The organism is Corynebacterium halotolerans YIM 70093 = DSM 44683, assembly GCF_000341345.1.
GTDB lineage: Bacteria > Actinomycetota > Actinomycetes > Mycobacteriales > Mycobacteriaceae > Corynebacterium > Corynebacterium halotolerans.
Genome location: NC_020302.1, coordinates 2,154,013 through 2,173,138 on the forward strand (window position 1 = coordinate 2,154,013; position 19,126 = coordinate 2,173,138).

A 19,126-nucleotide genomic window follows, 5' to 3' on the forward strand; every position below is an offset into this window, starting at 1 on the left:
CGAAAAGTGATTATCTTTACATTTTTTGCACTCCGCAAGCTCCGCACGGAGTCAGGCGAGCCTACCCTGCCCCAGCCTTTTTCTTATATTTTTCTCATTGCATTCCTCAGGAAACTTTTATACTTTCAACTTGCTCGGGCATGTTTCGTAACCAGCCTGCCTCAAACCTGAGCCGTAACTAAGAACATTGAGCCCCGCGCGGAGAGGACCTCTGCGTCTCAACCGCCCGGCATTGCCGCCTCCCTGTGCCGATTTAGGAGCCACCATCGCCATGAACCACTGGGACAAGACCTCGGATGCTGACCCCGCTGCTGATTCACCCGTAAAAGATCACGGTGAACGGGCGATTTTCGGGGTAGAGCGCCCCTCCCCTCCGAGAACCCTGATTGACATCCTCAAGACCACCATCGCGGCCCACCCCGACGCCGTCGCGATCGAGAACGGCCGGTCCGCCATCACCTACGGCGAGCTCGAGCACGTCCTCGACGAGCAGGCCCGGCGTCTCGCCGAGCTCGGCGTCGGGCGCGGGTCCCGCGTCGGCATCCGCGTCCCCTCCGGAACCACGTATCTCTACGTGGCCATCCTGTCCACCATCTGGGCCGGCGCCGCCTACGTACCCGTCGACTGGGACGATCCGGACACCCGCGCCACCACGGTGTGGGAGGAGGCCGGCGTCGATGTCGTCTACGGCAGGGATCTGTCGCTGACCAGGATGAAGGAAGGCCCGGCCGTCGATCCCTCGGAGCAGACCCCCACCCTGACCGACGACGCCTGGATCATCTTCACCTCGGGCTCCACGGGCAAGCCGAAGGGCGTGGCCATCCAGCACCGCTCGGCCGCCGCCTGGGTCGACGCCGAGTCCCGGATGTTCCTGCTCGACGCCCCGCTCGGTCCGGCCGACCGCGTCATGGCCGGCCTCTCGGTGGCCTTCGACGCCTCGTGCGAGGAGATGTGGCTGGCCTGGCGCTACGGCGCCACCCTCGTCGCCGCGGACCGCAACGTCGTCAAGTCCGGGGATTCCCTCGGTGAGTGGATTATCCACCACCGCATCAGCGTCGTCTCCACGGTGCCCACCCTGGCCTCCTTCTGGCCGGAGGAGGCGCTCAACAACGTCCGCCTGCTGATCTTCGGCGGGGAGGCCTGCCCCCTGGATCTGGTGCTCCGCCTCCAGGCTCCGGGCCGGGAGATCTGGAACACCTACGGCCCCACCGAGACCACGGTGATCGTCACCGGCCAGCTGATGACCCCGGATCCACCGGTGCGCATCGGCCGCCCGATCCCCGGGTGGGAGGCCGTCGTCGTCGACTCCGAGGGCCAGCCCGTCAAGTGGGGCGAGTCCGGCGAGCTGATCGTCGGCGGTGTGGGCCTGGGCCGCTACCTCGACCCGCAGAAGGACGCGGAGGTCTACGCCCCGCTGCCGTCGATGGGCTGGGAGCGCGCCTACCGCACCGGTGACCTCGTCCGCGCCGAGCAGGAGGGCCTGATCTTCCAGGGTCGCGCCGACGACCAGATCAAGTTCGGCGGCCGTCGCCTCGAGCTCGGGGAGATCGACGACCACCTGACCAGGCTTCCCGACGTCCGCGTCGGCGCCGCCGCGATGCACAAGACCCCGGCCGGCTCCGACGTGCTCGTCGGCTACCTCGTCGCCGAGCCGGACGCCCGGATCGATTTCTCCATGGCCCGGGAGCTGCTGGGCAGGTCCCTGCCGGGCGGCATCGTGCCGACCCTGTGCGTCCTGCCCGAGATGCCGATGAAGACCTCGGGCAAGGTCGACCGCAAGGCCCTGCCCTGGCCGCTGCCGGCCGACAGCACCCCGGGCTCGGAGGTCGACCTCCCCGCTGAGCTGGAGTGGCTCGCCGAGCGCTGGACCGACCAGCTCGGCCCGGTGCCCCTGGCCGCCGACAGCGATTTCTTCGACCTCGGCGGCAGCTCGGTGGCCATCGCCAAGCTGGTCGTCGAGCTGCGCAAGAAGTACGCCGGCGCGGACATCGCGGAGCTCTACAACAACCGCACCCTGGAGCGCATGGCCGCCTACCTGGACACCCTCGACACCGAGGTGTCCACCCGCCGCATGCCGGCTCCCCTGCCCTGGTACACCGGCCTGTTCCAGGCCGCCACGGTGGCCGGGCTCTACGTCATCAACGGCCTGCGCTACGTCAGCGGCGCGCTGCTCGTCCTGTGGATCCTCAAGGAGGTCTTCGACGCCGGGTGGGTGCCCCAACCGCCGCTGGTACCGGTGCTCATCGCCTGGATCCTGCTGTTCTCCACGGCGGGCAAGATGCTCATGACCGCCGTCGGCGTGCGCGTGCTCACCGCGGGCCTGCGCCCCGGCACCTATCTGCGTGGCGGCACCACCCACCTGCGGGTCTGGGCGGCCGAACGCCTGGTCACCTTCCAGCGTTTCGACGCCATGCTCGGCTCGCCGCTGATGCCGACGTTCTACCGCATGCTGGGCAACAAGGTCGGCTCGCACGCCCACCTCCACAGCTTCCCCTCCGTGACCGGCCTGGTCACCATCGGTGACAACGTCGCCATCGAGGGCGAGGTCGACCTCCACGGCTACTGGATCGAGGGCGACCAGTTCCGCGTGGGCACCATCGACATCGAGGACGGGGTCCGGGTGGGAACCCGCTCGGTCATCTCCCCGAACGCCACGATCAACACCGGCGCGGAGATCCTCCCCGGCTCCCACGTCGAAGGCTCCGTGCGCGGCCACCAGCTCTGGGGCGGGTCCCCGCTGCAGCACTGGGGTGACGCCGGCCAGAACTGGCCCACCGAGGACCCCCGCACCACCCCGACGGTGCACCGCCTCGACGGCTTCACCCACCACGTCCTCCACATGCTCGGACTCGGCTGGATCACCCTGCTGCCGATCCTCGCGATCCTGCCCGGCGCGGTCCTCGTCTTCGAGAAGGTCCGCATCATCCAGATGTACGAGTACGTCTTCCCGATCCTGGCGGTCTGGATCCCGGTGTTCGTGCTCCTGACCGTGGTCACCTGGCTCTGCCTGGTCATCCTCACGGTCCGCCTGCTGTCCACGATGATCAAGCCCGGCTACTATCCGGACCGCAGCGGCACCGGCTGGGCGGTGTGGCTGACCCACGCGCTGATGGAGCGCACCCTGACCTCGACCTACTTCATCTACGCCTCCTGGTTGACCCCGGTGTTCATGCGCCTGCTGGGCGCCAAGGTCGGCAGGGACACCGAGATCTCCACCGTGGTCACCATCCCCCACCTCACGTGGATCGAGGACCGCACCTTCCTCGCCGACCACGCCCTGGCCTCCAGCGCGCGCTACCGTGCCGGCTGGGTCCACGTCGGCACCACCGTCATCGGTGAGGGCAGCTTCGTCGGCAATTCCGCCATCGTCGGCCCCGACCGCGATCTCCCACCGGAGTCGCTGGTGGCCGTGCTCTCCTCCACCCCGTACCGCGCCGAGCGCGGTTCCTCCTGGCTGGGCCGCAAGCCCGTGGCGATCCCGCGCAAGAAGGTCAACGCCGACGCAGACGCCACCTACAACCCGGGGGCGAAGCTCAAGGTCGCCCGCGCGCTCGTCGAGTTCCTGCGCCTGACCCCCGCCGTGCTCGCCGCCTGGCTGGACCTGGCGATCATCTACGTCGGGACGATGATCTACATGCAGGGCTTCCTCGCCGGGGATCCGTGGCGCGGCCTGCTCTACGTCACCCTCCTGTCCGGCCCGATCGTGCTGGCCGCCGGCATCATCGCCAGCGTCATCCCGATCATCGTCAAGTGGCTGGTCGTCGGCCGCTTCACCGCCGGCGAGCGCACCCTGTTCAGCACCTTCGTGTGGCGCAGCGAGCTGGCCGACAACTTCGTCGAGCCGCTGGCCGTCCCGAGCCTCATCCGGATGAGCCTGGGCTCGCCCATGTTCAACATGTGGGCCCGGCTGATGGGCACCAGGATCGGCCGCGACGTCTGGTGCGAGACCTGGTGGCTGCCCGAGTTCGACCTGATCACCCTCCAGGACCGGTGCACCGTCAACCGCGGCACCGTCGTCCAGACCCACCTCTTCCACGACCGGGTGATGTCCCTGGAGCGCGTCACCCTCGGCCGCGGCGCCACCCTCGGCACCAACAGCTTCCTCCTGCCGGGCTCCGCACTCGGGGACCGCTCCACCGTCGCACCGGGCTCCCTGGTGCTGCGCCAGGACGAGATCCCCGCCGACTCCGTGTGGGCGGGCAACCCGGTGCGCCGCGTCAAGGAAAACCGGCCCCGGCAGAACACCCCCGTGCCCCCGCACAACCCCAACGACTCTGAGAAAGCGGTGAGCGTCCGATGACCCTCGACCAGAACCCCCACCACCTGGTGCCAGAGGGTGACCTCCCGCCGGGCGTGCGCCCCGTTCCCGGCCGTCGCCCCGAGCGCAGCGTCTGGACCGGTATCCCTGACGAAACACCCTCGGAGGATCTCACCGTCGGCCAGCGCGCCCGCATCGTCGGCCTCGACGCCGCCCGTGGTTTCGCGCTCCTGGGCATGATCGCCGTCCACACCATCCCGCCCTACTTCGAGAACACGTTCACCCCCACCCTGTCGTGGACCCTGTTCGCCGGGCACGCGTCCGCACTGTTCGCGCTGCTGGCCGGCATCAGCCTCGCCCTGTTGACGGGCGGGCGCAACCCCCACCGCCGCGGTCGGCTGAAGCTCAGCCGCAACTCGCTGGTGGTCCGTGCGCTGCTGATCCTCTCCTTCGGACTGCTGCTGAACTACCTGCCGCTGCAGCTGTTCAACATCCTCCCCTACTACGGTCTGTTCTTCCTGCTGGCCATCCCCTTCCTCCGGATGGGCCCGCTGCGCCTGCTGCTGACCGGCGCCCTGTTCGCCGTCATCGGCCCGGTGGTCTCCTTCCTGGTGGCCGCGAACTTCACCTACGAGGTCGTCTACTTCCCGACCTTCACGACCCTCTATTTCTCCCCGGTCGAGACCGTCCTCAGCCTGCTGGTCGGCGGTACCTTCCCGGCGGTGACCTGGCTGGCCTTCGTCTGCGTCGGCATGGCGCTGGGCCGCATCGACCTGGCCCGGATCCCGGTCCAGATCCAGCTGCTGGCGTCCGGCGCCGGCCTCGCGGTCGTCTCCACCGTCGCCTCCCACTTCCTGCTCCACACCGTGGGGGGCTGGTACGCGATCGTCGACGCCGCGGAGATGGATGGCGGCGCCTCGCTGGTCGATAAGATCCTGACCTACGGCCCGGTGGACTTCCAGCCGCGGGAGACCGGCAGCTGGTGGTGGCTGGCCATCACGGGTCCGCACAACAACACGCTGTTCTCCATCGGTGTCAGCCTCGGTATCGCCCTGGCCACGCTCGGCGCGTTCCTGCTGCTGTGCCAGGTCTGGCGGGAGATGCTCACCCCGCTGATCGCCGCCGGGTCGATGACGCTGACCCTCTACACCGCCCACCAGATCTTCATCGCGGTGCTCGTCCCTGAGGAGCAGACGCAGCTGGGCCTGTGGTTCATCCTCCAGATCGGTGCCGCCGCGCTGTTCGCCACCGTCTGGCACCAGACCGTCGGCCGGGGCCCGCTGGAGTCCCCGGTGAACCGGATCTCCAAGAAGCTCGGGGCGAAGCTCACCAGCACCCCCGCTTCGTCCACTCCGTCCGCTCCGTCCGCGGAGCCGGGGCGTCGCCGACGCGGACGCAACCGGAGGAAGTAGGCACCGGCAGCCTCACCTCCCCCGGGGAAGGCCGGGACGACGCGGAGACGTGTCGTCCCGGCCTTCCGCGTCTCCGCCGCCGGGATGCCTCCGCACCTGGACGGAGCTGTGCTCACCCTGCCGCTTCTGCCGCCGACGTCACTGCCTCCGGTCGGGCGGAACCGTGAATACTTCCCCGGGTCTGGGTCAGGGGCAGGTTCGAGCCTCCCTGACGGGCGGAGATGATCTCGGCCAGCATGGACACCGCCGTCTCCTCCGGGCTGCCGGCCCCCAGATCCAGGCCGAGGGGCGCGCGCAGGCGGGCCAGTTCCCGCTCACTGAAGCCGAGCCGGCGCAGGCGCTCGTACCGCTCCCCGCTCGTTTGCCGCGACCCCATGGCGCCGATGAACTGCGCCGGCGACCGGAGGGCCTCCGCCAGCAGCGGATCGTCGAACTTCGGGTCATGCGTCATGGCGCACAGCACCGTCCGGTGGTCCACGTCCAGCTCCGACAGATACGTGTGCGGCTGGCGCACCACGATTTCGTCGGCCGCGGGGAACCGCTCGCGGGTGGTGAACGTCGGCCGGGCGTCGCAGACGGTCACGCGGTAGCCGACCGTCTTGGCCAGCCGTGCCAGGGCGGCCGCGAATGCGTTGGATCCGAAGATCACCAGGTGGTCCGGTCCGCCGAAGCTGCGGACGAAGTACTCGGTGCCCTCCCCCACCTCTGCCCCGGGGATGTCCGGCGCGGTCACGAGCCCCGATTCGCGCTGCCGCAGCATCTCCTCGACCCGCTGTTCCAGTCCCCGCCCGGCCACCGGCACCGTGCGGCACCCCACGGAATCGCCGGGGACGACCATGGTGCGCCACCCCGTGTCCGGCCCGTTCAGGGCCGTGACGGTGGCCACCGGCTTTCCTTCCTGCACATGCGCTGCGAGGGAACGGAAGAAGTCGAGGTCGTGCCCGCTCACCCGCTCGAGGTGCACGCGGATGGAACCGCCGCAGGTCAATCCGACGCCGAAGGCCGTGTCAGCGCTGTAACCGTAGTCCTGGAGCACGGGTTCGCCCGTGGCGGCGACATCTTCCGCACGAGCCACGACGTCCGCCTCGATGCATCCGCCGGACAGGCTGCCGATGACCGTCCCGTCATCGAGGACGGCCATCTGCGTTCCCGCCGGCCGTGGGGCGCTGGACGAGGTCGCCACCACCGTGGCCAGGACGAAACCCTGTCCGGGGCGCCAGGTCCGATTCAGCACCGGCGCCAGTGGCCCCCAGAGGTCATCATGCTGTGTCATCCGCAACTCCTGTCTCGTTCAACCAGCGGTGGAGGTCGGCCGGGGTGTCGACGTCCCGACCGGTCGCCAGGTGCCCGGTATCAACCACCTCGACCAGTGTCGGGTGCGCCCGCAGCCACGCCCTGCCGCCGGCGTCCCCCTCGGCGGTGGCCGCCGCCTCCCGGGCCATGGCGACCGGGAAGACAATGGGATGCCCGCGGATGAGCCGCCCGTGCGGATCCGGGAACCCCGCCGCCGTGACCCGCCGCTGCGAGGCCACCGCCCTGAGGTACGACACGACGCCCGCGTCAACATCCGGCTGATCCGCCAGCGCCACCATGACCGAGCCGTCGGGGCGCCCCGTGAGGAGGTCGTCAGCGGCGTCGACGCCGGCCCGGAAGGATGATCCCATCCCCGTCTCCCAGGCCTCGTTGACGACGACGCGGTGCCGGCCGGGGCCCAGCACCCGCCGGACGTGAGCGCCGTCGGCACCGACGACCACGACCACTTCGTCGCAGCCACCGCGCCACAGCGCGTTGACCATCCGGACCACCTGCGGCCCGTCGTCGGGGGCGCCAGCCAACGTCAACAGCGCCTTCGGGCCGAGCCCCAGGCGACGGCCCGCCCCGGCGGCGAGCAGCACCCCGACCACGTATTCGGCAGGCAAGGTCAGAGGAACTTCTCGGGCGTGGCGGGCAGATCACGGATGCGGATGCCGGTCGCGTGGTAGGCGGCATTGACGACGGCGGCCGGGCTGCCGACGATGCCGATCTCCCCGATTCCACGCGAACCCATGGGGGTCGCCCGCTCGTCGACGTCGTCGAGCCACTCCACCCGGAGATCGCCGATATCCGCGTGCGAGGCCACGTGGTAGGTGGCCAGATCCTGGGTGACGAAGTGGCCGTACCTGGGATCGCGGACCGCCTCCTCGAACAGCGCGGCCGACAGGCCCATCGTGAGTCCGCCGAGGAACTGCGAGCGTGCGGTGACCGGGTTGATCACCCGGCCGACCGAGAAGACGCCGAGCATCCGCGGCACCCGCACCTCCCCGGTCAGCCGGTGCACCCGCGTCTCGGCGAACACGGCGCCGAAGGAGTGCATCGACAGGTTCTCCATGTCGGGATAGGCCTTCGAGGTCGTCGTGGTCTCCGCCCCGGGCTCCGGCCGGTCGCCGTGGTCGGCCCGGAACTGTTGCGCGGTCTGGACGATGGCCGTGCCCCAGGAACCGGTGCCGGACGATCCGCCGGCCACGGTCGCCGTCGGCAGGTCCGTGTCGCCGATCTCCAGATCCACGTCGGTCACCCGGACCCCCAGCGCATCGGCGGCGATCTGCAGCAGTGCGGTCCGGGCGCCGGTCCCGATGTCGACCGCCCCGATGGAGACGGTGTAGCGGCCGCCGCCGAGGGCGACGACGCGGGCGGTGTTGCCCGGAAAGAAGTTGGCGGGGTAGGTCGCCGACGCCACGCCGGTGCCCACCCACCAGTCGCCCTCGAGGGTGGACCGGGGTTCGGCGGGCCGGTCGGCCCACCCGAAGAGCTCCGCACCGCGGTGCAGGCACTCCACCAGCCGGCGGTTGCTGAACGGTTTGCCGGTGTCGGCGTCGATCTCCGGCTCATTGCGGACCCGCAGTTCGACGGGATCCATCCCGGTGGCCACGGCCAGGTCGTCCATGGCCACCTCGAGTGCGTACCCGCCGGGCATTTCTCCGGGCGCCCGCATCCAGGACGGGACGGCGACGTCGAGCTCCGCCACCCGGTGACTGGTCCGCCGGTTGTCACCGGCGTACATCATCCGGGCCGGGACCGCGGCATGTTCGACGAACTCCTTGACCGTGGAGGTCTGCACCGTGACCTCGTGGGCGAGTGCGGTGATGCGGCCGTCGGTTCCGGCGCCGAGCCGGATCCGCGAGCTGGTCCGGGTCCGGTACCCGGTCAGGGAGAACAGCTGCTGGCGGGTCACGGCCAGCTTCACCGGCCGCCCGTCGGCCCACCGGGCGGCCAGCGCGACCGCCATCTCCGGGCCGTGGGGCACGCCCTTGCTGCCGAAGCCGCCGCCGACGTACGGCGCCTGCACGCGCACCCGGTCCTGGTCCACTCCCAGCATCGGGGCCAGGGCCGCGGCGACTTTGTGGACACCCTGCGTGGAGTCCCACATCGTCAACGCGCCGTCCTGCCAGACCGCGGTGGCGGCGTGCGGCTCCATGGCGTTGTTCTGTTCGTGGGGCGTGGAGTAGATGTGGTCCGTGGTGATCGGCGCGCGGGCCAGCGCTGCGTCGACCTCGCCCTGGTCGGTGTCGGGCGGGGAGCCGACGGCCTTTTCCGACGGCCGGTAGGTCGGCGCGCCCTCCATGGTCACCGAGGCCGGCTCCTCCTGCTGGTGGACCCGCACGAGACGGGCACCCTCGCGGGCGGCCTCTGGCGTCTCGGCCAGGACCAGGGCCACGATCTGGCCGCGGAAGCCGATCCGGTCGTCCTGCAGCACCGCCAGTTCGCGGTTCTCGGTGTTCGCCAGTCTCGGTGCGTTGGTGTGGTCGAGCACGCTCACCACCCCCGGATGCCCGAGCGCGACGGTCGCGTCGACCTGCCGCACCCGGCCTTTCGCTGTCGTGGAGGTCACCAGCCAGCCGTGCAGCGGCGGCTGGTCCAGTTCCCGGTCCTTCTCCACGGCATAGGTCGCGCGGCCGGTGACCTTCTCGCGGCCGTCGACACGCTCGAGCGCCGTGCCCATCGACGCGGCGGTGACAGGTGTGGCGGTCATCGTGACTCCTTCCGGTCGAGCCCGCCGGCGAGTCGGTCCAGGGCGGCGGTGGTGGCCCCGCGCAGCAGCGGGCGCTTGTAGGCGGTGTCGGCGCTGAAGCTGGCCTCCTGCAGTTCCTCGTCCACGGCTTTGGCGATCGTCTGTTCGTCGAGCCGTTGTCCGCGCAGGACATCCTCGGCCCGGGTGGCGCGCCAGGGCTTGTGGGCGACACCACCCCAGGCGAGGGCGACGTCGGTGACCACCCCGTCGTCGAGGGTGAGCGCGGCGGCGACCGAGACCAGTGCGAAGGCGTACGACGCGCGGTCGCGGGTCTTGAGGTAGGTCGAGTGCCGGGCCAGCGGGGTGGCCGGCAGCTCGACGGCGGTGATCAGCTCACCGTGGGCCAGCGTGGTCTCCACCTCGGGGTGCTGACCGGGCAGGGTGTGCAGCTCCCCGATCGGGACCCGTCGCTCGCCGTCCGGGCCGAGCACGACGACGGTCGCGTCCAGCGCGGTGAGTGCGACGGCCAGGTCGGAGGGGTGGGTGGCGACGCAGGCGTCGCTGGCGCCGAGCACCGCGTTGTAGTGGCCGTACCCCTCGATCGCCGAGCAGCCGGTGCCCGGTTCCCGCTTGTTGCACGGGGTGGTGATGTCCTGGAAGTACACGCACCGGGTGCGCTGCAGCAGGTTGCCGCCGGTGGTGGCCATGTTCCGGAGCTGGCCGCTGGCCCCTGACAGCAGGGCGCGGCTCACCCCGGGCCAGCCACTCCGCAGCAGCGGGTGAGCGGCCAGGTCACTGTTGCGGACGTTCGTCCCGATCCGTAGTCCCTGATCGGTCTGTTCGACCGCGTCGAAGGGCAGCTTCCTGACATCCACCAGCCGTTCCGGCGTACTGACGCCGAGTTTGAGGTGGTCGATCAGGTTGGTGCCGCCGCCCAGGAAGCGGGCCGAGGGGTCACCGCTGACGGCGGCCACCGCCTCCTCGGCGCTCGTCGGGGCTTCGTAGGTCATCTGCCTCATCGCCGGGCCACCTCCTTCACCGCGTCGAGAATGCCGACGTAGGCCCCGCAGCGGCACAGGTTGCCGCTCATTCGTTCGCGGATTTCCTCGTCGGTCAGGTCGCCGGGTTCCACGTCGGCCCCGAGATCCTCGGTCACGTGGCTGGGGTGGCCGTCTTCCGCCTCGTCGAGCATCCCGACCACCGAGCACACCTGACCCGGTGTGCAGTAACCGCACTGGAAACCGTCGTGGGTGATGAACGCCTGCTGGACCGGGTGGAGGTCCCCGTCCCCGCCGTCGCCGGCGAGTCCGGCGGCCGTCACGATCTCGGAACCGTCCTGGGCCACGGCCAGCGCGAGACAACTCAGTTGGCGGCGTCCGTCGAGAAGCACGGTGCACGATCCGCACTGACCGTGATCGCACCCCTTCTTGGGTGAGGTGTTGCCGACCCGTTCGCGCAGGGCGTCGAGCACGGTGGTGCGGGTGTCCACCGTCACCTCGTGGTCGATCCCGTCAATCCGTACGTTGATGGTGTGCTCCATAGTCCCTCCCGGGGGCTGGCGGTCAGGTCCGTTGTGGCGTCACGCGCGATGCCCCTGTCGGACACAGGCTGTGATGGGCGCCACTGTAGCCGCGCGTCCTCCGCCCCGCCATGACCCCTCGTTCCCGTCGGCCGGCGGGCCCGGTCCCACCCCGGGGTGGGCGTCCCGGCGGACACGGCTTTGGGTGACTGACGCCCGCCCCTCGATCACAAGGTCTAAGGTGAACATCTGTGAGCGCCACCGTACTTTCCCCCCATCCCCGTGAGGTCATCACCCGCAAGGCCCTGATCGTCTGGGTGGCCGCCGTCCTCGTGTACATCGTGGCGATCACCGGACGCACCTCCTTCGGCGTGGCCTCCGTCGACGCCATCGACCGCTTCGGTGTCGACGCCTCGCGCATCGCCGTGTTCACCGCCGTGCAGGTGGGCGTGTACGCCCTCGCCCAGATCCCGATGGGCATGCTCATCGACCGGTTCGGCCCCCGCAAGCTGCTGGTCTACGGCGCGGTCATCATGGCCGCCGGCCAGATTCTGCTGGGTTTCACCAGTTCCTACTGGGTGGCCATCGGCGCCCGTGTGCTCATCGGCGCCGGTGACGCCACCGCGTTCCTGTCGGTGATGCGCATCCTGCCCTACTGGTTCCCGCTGAAGAAGACGCCGCTGTTCACCCAGATGACCTCGGCCCTGGGCCAGCTGGGTCAGTTCCTCTCCGCGGTGCCCTTCCTGGCCGTCCTGCAGGGCCCCGGCTGGACGCCCGCGTTCGTGAGCCTGGGTGCCGTCGGGGTGCTCATCGCCATCGCCGCCGGGGTGGCCGTGGCCGACACCCCCGAGTCCTGGGCGGCGGACCAGGCCGGCAGGGACGGCGGAGAATCCGACGACGCCCACGGGCAGGCGTCCCGGACGGAGAACGAACGCATCCCGGTGGGCGTGCTGCTGGCCACCATCCTGCGGGAACCGCTGTGCTGGCAGGGCTTCTTCAACCACTACTCGGGCATGCTCTTCCAGATCGTGTTCACCCTGTTGTGGGGCGTGCCGATGATGACGCTCGGGATGGGCCTGTCCGCCGCGACCGTCGGCATGGTGCTCACGCTGAACGTGATCGCCTCCGTGTGCGCGGGTCCGCTCCTGGGCCCGATCTCCGCACGGCTGGGCACCAACCGCATCCTCGCCACGTTCGTGATGTCCGGGGCCATCGGTCTGGCCTGGATCATCTTCTTCCTCCCGGAGGAGCCCCGCGGGATCGCCGCGATCATCGTGGTCAACGTCATCATGGCGCTGTTCACCCCGAGCTCGAACTTCGGTTTCGACGACATCCGGGAGGGCCTGGACCGCCGCATCGTCGCCACGGCCACGGGCATGGCGAACATGGGCGGGTTCTTCGGCGGCATGATCACCGCGCAGGCCGTCGGCTTCCTGCTGGACTTCAGCTCCGCCGGCCGGGCCTACACGTGGGATGATTTCCGATTCGCCTGGATCTCCGTGATCATCGCCTGGGCCATCGGCCTGCTCTTCCTGTTCATCTTCCGCACGCTGGTCGAGCGCCGCCGACGCGCCGCCCGCGACGTGGAGGGCCCGACCAGCGGCACCGTCCGCGTCGTCGACGAGTCCGAGAGCTAGCTCGATCCCGCAGGATCGCCGTGGTGGAGTCGATTCAGCGGCAGGCCCGCGTTCTCCGCGATCAGAACCACGCAAGGACCCCCTCCGGGGAGCGCGGATCCCGCATTCGGTGGGTGGATGCGTGGTTCTGATCGCGGGGTTCGGCCCCCGGCCCCGGCAGTGACCCCGATACGGCAGTTCACCGGCCCGCTACAGGCGGCGGGAACGGCAGCTGTCGTTGAACCTGTCGCGCCGCACCGGGGTGAGGAACATGCCCCGGGTTATCGGCGGGGCGTCACTGCGCCAGTCGGGAACCGAGTTCGAAGCCCAGCCCCATCCCGGGCGGGGTCTGCAGCTTCGTGAGGTCGCCCCCGTCCCCGGAGTAGTCGTCCTCGGCCGGCGGCGCCGCGGCCTCCGTGCGGGACGCGGTGTGGGGGCCGAACGCCTCGTCGGCGGTGTAGGCCGCCACCACCCCGAACACCAGCGGCACGGCCGCCAGCCCGGCGGCGGCCAGGGCCCGGCCGAGGTGGGAGACCGACCTGCGCGGTCGTCCCGTGGTTACCCGGTCGGTCACGTGCTCTGTCATTCGGTCACCGGTCGAGGTCATGGCCGTCAGGCTAGGTACCCGTCTTGGGTGTTGTCTCCCACCGGGCTGGTGGGGGCCTGTCAGTCGGTGCCGAGCAGTCCCAGGTCGTGGGCCTTGAGCACGTGCCCGCGGTCGTCGGCGGACAGCTCGCCCTCGGCCACGGCCTCGTCGAGGCACTCCACCAGGCGGGCGCGTTGTGCGCTGTCATCGTCGTCATCGGCGTGCACGCCCCCGAAGGCCTGCCTCAGCTGCCCGGGCTCGAGGCCGAGCGCGTGGGCGAGTTCCCGGTGCTGGACGTTGACCGTCTCGGCCCAGCCCCCGCCGTAGTGGATCTGCCCGGCGCGCACGGAGTCCACGGCGCTGAGCAGCTCGGAGGGGGTCACATCGAGCGCCGCCGCCAGCTCGTGGGCGAGTTCCTCGTCCATCTCCGACCGTTCGGGCCGCTGGGCCTGCGCCCCTTCCCCGGCCTGCGCCCGCGGGGCGGAGGCGTCGGTGGACTGCGCGTGGACGAAGGCTCCGCCGCAGCCGAGTGCGGCCACGGCCAGGCCGGCGCCCAGGGCGAGTCGGCCGCGGTTGCCGCGGGGTCGGGGACGGTCGACGGTCATCAAGGCCCTCCTGGCGAGTCGGGACGACTGGCTGAGAATTTCCAGCCCGTTAGTTCCCGCTTATACTAACGCCGTGACCTCTATGATGTGTGGGAACATGTTCAGAGGAGCCTAGCAACCCCTCATTTTTCTGACAGGTTTTCCTCAGATTCGGGGTTCCCGTCAGTTGCTGCCGCGCGGCGGCTCCTGCCGCCCGGTGAGGATGTCGATGACGCTGCGGATGGCGGCGTCGCCGAGCTGGTGCCCCATCGTGGGATCCCAGGCGGGACGCTGGTTGCGGCCGGTCGACGTCCCCCGGCCCCGGTCCCGGTCGCGGTCGAGGATCTCGGGCTCGGGCTCGGGGCGGGTGGTGCCGTCGGCGGTGACGATCAGGGTGGTGTCCTCGAGCTCGAGGCGGGCACGGGAGTCGACTCCGGCGGTGCGGGCGGCGTCGACCAGCGCGCGCAGATCGGCGAAGGTGGCGTCGGACAGGTCGATGGACAGCTGAACGGACATGGGGTGGGTCCTTTCTGGGGCAGGATGGTCTGCGGGCTTCTCGCCGCCCAGCCTAGGCGGGTGGTGCACGCTGAGTCACCACCCCTAAGGGAGGCCACTGACCCCACCTGCCCCTGCCCGGTCGCCCGGTCTCAGGGCTCGCGGGTGCCCTCCCCCCAGAAGACCTCGTCGACGACCTTGCGGGCCCGGCGGGTGAGCTTGAGGTAGGTCTCCAGGAAACCCTGGTAGTCCTCGGGGTCCCACCCGGCCGCGCCGGCGACCTGCGCGAGCGCCGGACCGGGCTGGGGCAGCTGGTCCATGCGCTTGCCGCGCACCAGCACCAGGGCGTTGCGGGCGTCGGTGGCCATCAGCCAGGCGTCGCGCAGGACGGCGACCTTCCACGCGTCGAGGATTCCCTCGGCCTCGAGCACCTCGAGGGTCTCGAGGGTCGAGGTGTTGTGCAGGCCCGGGTACTCGTGGGCGTGCATCATCGTCAGCAGCTGCACGGTCCACTCGATGTCGGTCAACGCACCGCGGCCGAGCTTGGTGTGGGTGTTGCGGTCGGCCCCCCGCGGCAGGCGCTCGTTGTCGATGCGGGCCTTGATGCGGCGGATCTCGCGGATGTCGGCGGCCGAGGCCCCCTGGTCCGGGTAACGGAACTCGTCGATCATCCGCAGGAAGCGCTCGCCGAGCTCCGGGTCGCCGGCGACGTGGGTGGCGCGCAGCAGGGCCTGGATCTCCCAGACCTCGCCCCACTGCCGGTAGTAGCGCTCATAGGATCCGAGGGTGCGCACGGTGGCCCCGGAACGCCCCTCGGGGCGCAGGCCCAGATCGACTTCGAGCGGCGGGTCGTCCGAGGGTCGGGCCAGGCGGGCACGCATGCCGTCACAGATGGCCGTCGCCCACTTCACCGCCTCACCGTCGTCGACGCCGGGGGCGGGTTCGCAGACGAACAGCACGTCCGCGTCGGAGCCGAAGCCGAGTTCGGCGCCGCCGAGCCGCCCCATGCCGATGATGGCGATCCGCGCCGGGGGCTCCTCCAGGCCGTGGCGCCACAGGCTCCAGCGCACCTCGGCGAGCAGGCTGGCCTGGAGCACCGCGTCCCACACGTAGGACAGCTCGGTGCACACCTGGGCGGTGCCCATGAGGTCGAGCAGGTCCGCCGAGGCGATGCGGGCCAGTTCCACCCGGCGCAGCGAGCGGGCCACGGCCACGGCCCTGTCCGGATCCGAGTGTCGCTTGGAGGCCGCCACCAGCGCCTTGTTGAGCTGGTCGGGGGCGACCTCCTTCAGGCGCGGGCCGGTGGCGGTGTCGCCGAGCTGGCGGACGAAGTCGGGGGCGGCGATGATCAGGTCGGCGGTGAACGGCGAGGTGCCCAGGATCCTCATCAGGCGCTGGCCGACGATGCCCTCGTCGCGCAGCATCCGCAGGAACCAGGCGCGGTCGTGGGCTGCGTCGGAGAGCTTGCGGTAGTTGAGCAGCCCGGCGTCGGGATCCGCGGTCGTCGACAGCCAGTCCATGAGGGTGGGCATGAGCATCGCCTGGATCTTCGCCTTGCGCGTCGCGCCCGCCGCCAGGGCCGTGAGGTGCTCGAAGGCGCGCCCGGGGTGGCGGTAGCCGAGCGCGGCCAGCTGCAGCTTCGCGGCCGCCGGCGAGAGCTTGAGCTCGTCGACGGACATGGCCACCACGGAGTGCAGCAGCGGCCGGTAGAACAGCCGGGAGTGCAGCTCGGAGATCAGCAGGCGGATCCTGCGCAGCCGGTCCTGCATCACCTGCGCGCCGGACTTCTTGCCGGCGGCGTGGAAACCGCTGGTGGCCGCCAGGCAGGCGAGGTGTTCGTCGTCCTCGTCGGGCGGCATGGTGTGGGTGCGCCGCAGCCGGTGGAGCTGGAGGCGGTGCTCCAGCAGGCGGAGGAACTCGTAGGCGTCGATGAGCTGGTGGCCGTCGTCGCGGCCGATGTAGCCGCCGGCCACGAGCGCCTGCAGGGCATCGACGGTGGACAGCACCCGCAGGCTCTCGTCGGAGCGGCCGTGGACGAGCTGGAGCAGCTGGACGGCGAACTCGACGTCGCGCAGGCCGCCGACGCCGAGTTTCAGCTCGCGGGTGCGCAGGGCCTCGGGCACGTTTTCCAGCACGCGGCGGCGCATCGCCTGCACGTCGTCGACGAAGGAGTCGCGTTGCGACGCCGTCCACACCATCGGCGAGATCTTCTCCAGGTAGGCCTGCCCCAGCGGCAGGTAGCCGGTCTGCGCACGCGCCTTGAGCAGGGCCTGGAACTCCCAGGTCGCGGCCCAGCGCTCGTAGTAGGCCACGTGGCTGTCGAGGGTGCGCACCACCGCGCCGGACTTGCCCTCCGGGCGCAGGTTGGCGTCGACCTCGAAGAAGGCGCGGGTGCCGATGCGCATGCACTCCCCCGCCAGGCGCGTGGCCTTCTGCGTCGGTGGCTCGGCGACGTGGATGACGTCGACGTCGGAGATGTAGTTGAGCTCGCCCGCCCCGCACTTGCCCATCGCCATCACCGCCAGCCGCGTGTCGACGTCCGCCTCGCCGTAGACCCCCGCGACGGCGACGGCGAGCGCGGCGGTCAGCGCGGCGTCGGCCAGATCCGTGAGCAGGCCGGTGACCGTGGTGAAGGGGATGTGCGGCTCATCGGGGTTGCGCGTGCCCGCGAAGGTGCCGGCCAGGTCATGGGCGGCGATCCGCATGAGCAGGGTGCGGTAGGTCAGCTTGAGCGCCTTCTCCGCCGCCGGACCGTGGATCCCGGCGCGGTAGGTGCCCGGCGTGGACAGGTCCTCACGGGCGGTGTCGGGGCCGCGGTCGGCGACCGTGTCGTCGCTGACGGTGACGGTGGCGGGGCGGGCGTCGACTACACCGAGCAGGGCGCGCATCATCTCCGCCCCGGTGGGCAGCGGGCCGGTCAGCTCGCGCCACAGGGAGGGGTTGGCCACCAGCAGGTCGCCGAGGGCGGTGGAACCGCCGAGCAGGGCCAGCAGCCGGATGCGTAGGGAGGCGTCGGCGCGCAGGGCGCGGTCGAGCTCCCCGCCCCGGTCGCCGAGGGCGCGCATCAGGCGCGTGAGCGTGTTCAGCGCGAGGTTGGGACTGCCGGTGCCGGCCAGGGTCCACAGCAGGTCGAGGGAGTCCTCGTTGTTCCAGCCGAGCTCGGCGAGGTCGTCGGCGGCGTGCGGTCCGGTGAGTCCGAGGACCGCCGGGGAGGGCACGGTGGAACGGGGGCTGGGGGGCATGGGCGGATCTCCTGAAGGTGGTGCTCGGTGTCTCAGTAGTTCAGGGTGGTCTTCAGCTCCCAGGGGGTGACCTGGCGCTGGTAGTTGTGCCACTCCTCCCACTTGTTGCGCAGGAGGAACTCGAAGACGTGCTCGCCGAGGATGTCGGGCATGAGCTCGGAGCGCTCGAGGTCGCGCAGCGCCTGGTCGAGTGAGCGCGGCAGGTCCTCGTAGTCGAGTGCGCGGCGCTCCCGGCGGGTCAGCTTGGAGATGTCGTCCTCGGCCGGTTCGGACAGCTCATAGCCCTCCCGGATGCCCTTCAGCCCCGCGCCCAGCAGTACGGAGTAGGCCAGGTAGGGGTTGCACGCCGAGTCCAGGGAGCGGACCTCCACGCGCCGGGACTCCTCCTTGGCCAGGCGGTAGGTGGGCACGCGCACCAGCGCGGAACGGTTGGACACGCCCCAGGTCGCCGAGGTGGGCGCCTCGTTGCCGAAGACGATGCGCTTGTAGGAGTTCGGCCACTGGTTGGTCACCGCGGAGATCTCCCGGGCGTGGCGGAGGATGCCGGCGACGAACTGCTTGGCGGTGGCCGACAGCGAGAACTCGTCGTCCGGGTCGTGGAAGGCGTTGGTGTCGCCCTCGAACAGGGACATGTGCGAGTGCATGGCTGAACCGGCGTAGTCGGTGAAGGGCTTGGGCATGAAGGTCGCCTGCACCCCGGAACTGAAGGCCACCTGTTTGATCAGGTAGCGGAAGGTCATGATGTTGTCGGCCATGCTCAGCGCGTCCGCATGCCGCAGGTCGATCTCCTGCTGGCCCGGCGCGGTCTCGTGGTGGGAGAACTCCGTGGCGATCCCCATCGTCTCGAGCGCGTTCATGGCCTCGCGGCGGAACCGGGGCACGACGTTGTGGGAGGCCTGGTCGAAGTAGCCGCCGCTGTCGGTGGGCTCCAGCCCCTGCGGGGAACCTCCCTGCTTGAGCAGGTAGAACTCGATTTCCGGGGAGATCATGCAGGTGAAGCCCTCCTCCGCGGCGACCTGGACCTGCCGGCGCAGAACCTGGCGCGGGTCGGACCAGGAGGGCTGCCCGTCGGGCATCGTGATGTCGCAGAACATCCGGGCCGCCCGGATCGAGGGTTCCTCGGCGTCGAAGGGCAGCACCTGGAAGGTCGAGGGATCCGGTAGGGCGATGGTGTCCGACTCCGAGATCCGGGAGAAGCCCTCGATGGAGGAGCCGTCGAAGCCCACGCCCTCCTCGAAGGCCCCCTCGAGTTCCGAGGGGCTCATCATCACGGACTTCAGGTAGCCGAGGATGTCGGTGAACCACAGCCGGATGAACCGGATGTCGTGCTCCTCGACGGCGCGCAGGACGAATTCCTGTTGGCTGTTCATGCCTGCCACTCTATCCAGCGGGCGGCCGGGGGCGAGAGCGGGTGCCTGAGATCCGG

General features: G+C 70.4%; 13 protein-coding genes. 3 read left to right on the forward strand and 10 right to left on the reverse strand.

Annotated elements, in window-relative coordinates; genetic code table 11:
* The first annotated feature begins 271 nt into the window (after positions 1–271).
* Together A605_RS09990 and A605_RS09995 are read left to right on the forward strand one after the other, a co-directional pair.
* Complete coding sequence (locus tag A605_RS09990; protein WP_015401394.1) at positions 272–4,300, forward strand: Pls/PosA family non-ribosomal peptide synthetase; 4,029 nt, start codon at positions 272–274, stop codon at positions 4,298–4,300.
* Positions 4,297–5,670: a heparan-alpha-glucosaminide N-acetyltransferase domain-containing protein gene (locus A605_RS09995; protein ID WP_015401395.1), complete on the forward strand. Its 1,374-nt coding sequence runs from the start codon at positions 4,297–4,299 to the stop codon at positions 5,668–5,670. The genes A605_RS09990 and A605_RS09995 overlap by 4 nt, the downstream gene beginning before the upstream one ends.
* Before the next feature lie 112 nt (positions 5,671–5,782).
* Here A605_RS09995 and A605_RS10000 read toward each other — a convergent pair whose 3' ends face one another.
* The 5 genes from A605_RS10000 to A605_RS10020 are packed head-to-tail and all read right to left on the reverse strand — an operon-like array spanning position 5,783 to position 11,198.
* Entirely contained in the window at positions 5,783–6,943 is a 1,161-nt protein-coding gene (locus tag A605_RS10000; protein ID WP_015401396.1) for an XdhC family protein, read from the reverse strand.
* Positions 6,930–7,589 carry a nucleotidyltransferase family protein gene (locus A605_RS10005; protein ID WP_015401397.1) on the reverse strand — a complete coding sequence of 220 codons (660 nt, stop codon included), beginning with the start codon at positions 7,587–7,589 and terminating at the stop codon, positions 6,930–6,932. The genes A605_RS10000 and A605_RS10005 overlap by 14 nt, the downstream gene beginning before the upstream one ends.
* 2 nt (positions 7,590–7,591) lie before the next feature.
* Positions 7,592–9,679: a xanthine dehydrogenase family protein molybdopterin-binding subunit gene (locus A605_RS10010; RefSeq protein WP_015401398.1), complete on the reverse strand. Its 2,088-nt coding sequence runs from the start codon at positions 9,677–9,679 to the stop codon at positions 7,592–7,594.
* The gene (locus tag A605_RS10015) at positions 9,676–10,677 is read right to left on the reverse strand and encodes an FAD binding domain-containing protein (RefSeq protein ID WP_027004518.1); all 1,002 of its coding nucleotides are present in this window, start codon (positions 10,675–10,677) and stop codon (positions 9,676–9,678) included. The genes A605_RS10010 and A605_RS10015 overlap by 4 nt, the downstream gene beginning before the upstream one ends.
* Positions 10,674–11,198, reverse strand: a complete 525-nt coding sequence (locus tag A605_RS10020; protein ID WP_015401400.1) for a 2Fe-2S iron-sulfur cluster-binding protein — start codon at positions 11,196–11,198, stop codon at positions 10,674–10,676. Before A605_RS10020 ends, A605_RS10015 begins: the two co-directional genes overlap by 4 nt.
* Before the next feature lie 230 nt (positions 11,199–11,428).
* On the opposite strand from A605_RS10020, the gene A605_RS10025 reads away from it, so the two are divergent.
* Entirely contained in the window at positions 11,429–12,814 is a 1,386-nt protein-coding gene (locus A605_RS10025) for an MFS transporter (protein WP_015401401.1), read from the forward strand.
* Positions 12,815–13,088: 274 nt separating this feature from the next.
* Here the strand turns inward: A605_RS10025 and A605_RS10030 are convergent, their stop codons facing one another.
* The 5 genes from A605_RS10030 to A605_RS10050 all read right to left on the reverse strand — a co-directional run bounded on the left by A605_RS10030 (position 13,089) and on the right by A605_RS10050 (position 19,070).
* A complete protein-coding gene (locus A605_RS10030) occupies positions 13,089–13,400 on the reverse strand; it encodes a hypothetical protein (RefSeq protein WP_149029417.1) in 312 nt (103 codons plus the stop codon).
* 59 nt (positions 13,401–13,459) lie between these two features.
* Positions 13,460–13,984 (reverse strand): hypothetical protein, encoded by a 525-nt coding sequence (locus A605_RS10035; protein WP_015401403.1) that lies wholly within the window; start codon positions 13,982–13,984, stop codon positions 13,460–13,462.
* A gap of 162 nt (positions 13,985–14,146) precedes the next feature.
* Positions 14,147–14,479 carry a hypothetical protein gene (locus A605_RS10040; RefSeq protein ID WP_015401404.1) on the reverse strand — a complete coding sequence of 111 codons (333 nt, stop codon included), beginning with the start codon at positions 14,477–14,479 and terminating at the stop codon, positions 14,147–14,149.
* A gap of 131 nt (positions 14,480–14,610) precedes the next feature.
* Complete coding sequence (locus tag A605_RS10045; RefSeq protein WP_015401405.1) at positions 14,611–17,700, reverse strand: bifunctional [glutamine synthetase] adenylyltransferase/[glutamine synthetase]-adenylyl-L-tyrosine phosphorylase; 3,090 nt, start codon at positions 17,698–17,700, stop codon at positions 14,611–14,613.
* 32 nt (positions 17,701–17,732) lie between these two features.
* Positions 17,733–19,070, reverse strand: coding sequence for a glutamine synthetase family protein (locus tag A605_RS10050; protein ID WP_015401406.1), 1,338 nt, complete (start codon positions 19,068–19,070; stop codon positions 17,733–17,735).
* Positions 19,071–19,126 lie beyond the last annotated feature (56 nt).